The 1,926-nt window shown below is 67.0% G+C and carries 2 protein-coding genes; one reads left to right on the top strand and one right to left on the bottom strand.

Annotation, left to right across the window (positions count from 1 at the left end):
• Nucleotides 1–24: 24 nt before the first annotated feature.
• Nucleotides 25–1,314, top strand: a complete 1,290-nt coding sequence (locus VGC18_RS04620; protein WP_331094707.1) for an IS256 family transposase — start codon at nt 25–27, stop codon at nt 1,312–1,314.
• A 186-nt stretch (nt 1,315–1,500) separates the two neighbouring features.
• On the opposite strand, the gene VGC18_RS04625 is transcribed toward VGC18_RS04620, so the two are convergent.
• The gene (locus tag VGC18_RS04625; RefSeq protein ID WP_331094705.1) at nt 1,501–1,788 is read right to left on the bottom strand and encodes a hypothetical protein; all 288 of its coding nucleotides are present in this window, start codon (nt 1,786–1,788) and stop codon (nt 1,501–1,503) included.
• Nucleotides 1,789–1,926: the final 138 nt, after the last annotated feature.

Below are 1,926 nucleotides of genomic sequence, written 5' to 3' on the forward strand. Positions count from 1 at the left end.
CCGGCCCGGGCGGCGGTCGGCGAGCTGGCCGCCTCGGGCGCGCTGGACGGGCTGTTCGCCAAGATCGACGGCGGCGAGCTCGACCTGACAGGCGACGGCGGGTTCGTCAACGAGCTGATCAAGGCCAGCCTCGAGCGGGGCCTGCAAGTGGAGTTGAGTGACCACCTGGGCTATGAGAAGGGCGCTCCCGACGCTGCGGCGTTCCCGAACGCCCGCAACGGCACGACCCCGAAGACGCTGGCCACCGCGGCCGGTGACGTCGACCTCGCGGTCCCGCGGGATCGTGACGGCACCTTCACCCCGCGGCTGGTCCCCAAAGGCCTGCGGCGGCTCGGCGGGCTCGACGACATGATCATCAGCCTCTACGCGGGCGGGATGACCGTGCGTGACATCGCCGACCACCTCGAAGCCACGCTCGGCACCGAGCTGTCCCACGAGACGATCAGCAACATCACCGACGCGGTCTGCGAGGAGATCCTCACCTGGCAGGCCCGCCCGCTCGATGCGCTGTACCCGGTGATCTACCTCGACGCCATCATCGTGAAGGTCCGCGACGGCGCGCACGTGCGGAACAAGGCCGCCCACATCGCCGTCGGCGTCGACATGGACGGCATCAAGCACGTGCTCGGGATCTGGCTCCAGCACACCGAGGGCGCGAAGTTCTGGGCCGGGGTGTGCGCGGACCTGGCCAACCGCGGGATCCGTGACGTCCTCATCGTGTGCTGCGACGGCCTCACCGGCCTCCCGGACGCGATCGAGGCGACCTGGCCGGCCGCGACCGTGCAGACCTGCACCGTGCACCTGATCCGAGCCTCGATGCGTTTCGTCTCCTACCAGGACAGGAAGGCCGTCGCCGCCGCGTTGAAGCCGGTCTACACGGCCGTATCGGCGCAGACGGCCGAGGAGGCGCTCGACGCCTTCGCCGCCGGAGCGTGGGGCGCCAAGTACCCCCACGCGGTCGCGACCTGGCGTGCGGCGTGGGAGCGGTTCATCCCGTTCCTGGCCTTCCCGCCCGAGCTGCGTCGGGTGATCTACACGACCAACAGCATCGAGTCGCTGAACTACCAACTCAGGAAGGTCACCAAGAACCGCGGCCACTTCCCCAACGACGACTCGGTCATCAAGCTGCTGTGGCTGGCGATCTGCAACATCGAGGACAAGCGAGCCCGTGAACGGGCCAAGGAGAAGGGACGTCCCGCCGCCGAGCGCAAGGCCGCCCCACGCCTGGTCGAAGGGCTCGTCGTAACGAACTGGAAGCAGGCCCTGGCCCAACTCGCCATCGCCTACCCCGACCGCATCAACCCCCACCTCTAACCCTAGAAATCGAGAGAAGAGGCCGATTCCTCACACAGAAAACTTGACACGCTCTCGGGGTGCTGCTGGCGTTCGGGGTCGTGCCGCCTGAGCACCATCCGCCCACAACCCTCACCACCCGGAGAACCACAGTCTGGCAGCGCCAGCCGGCCCAGCGTCGTACCCGAGGACCGTCACCGACTCACCTCACAAAGCGACGCCGTCGCCGCCCTCAGTAAAGGCCGGGGTCAGCGATACATTCAAGACCAAGACTTGGGACGAGAGGTCAAACACGTGGACTACGCACCGGCGAGGGCTTTCCTTGGACTGCACCACATCCAACTGGCGATTCCAGCGGGCGCTGAGGACCGTTGCCAAGAGTTCTGGGGAAACATCCTCGGCTTCGATGAACTGGAGAAGCCGCCTGTCCTGGCTGCGCGCGGAGGGTGCTGGTTTCGCGGAGGTGGACTTGAGGTCCACCTCGGTGTCGAGCAAGAGTTCCGCCCTGCCGCCAAAGCACATCCGGGCATCCTGATGAGCGATCTTGACTCTGTCGCCGCACGGCTGGAGGAGAACGGGGTCGAGGTGACGTGGGACGACAACTTCCCGGGGATGCGGCGCTTCTATGCCTTC

This window comes from Lacisediminihabitans sp. (assembly GCF_036404185.1).
Classification (GTDB): domain Bacteria; phylum Actinomycetota; class Actinomycetes; order Actinomycetales; family Microbacteriaceae; genus Lacisediminihabitans.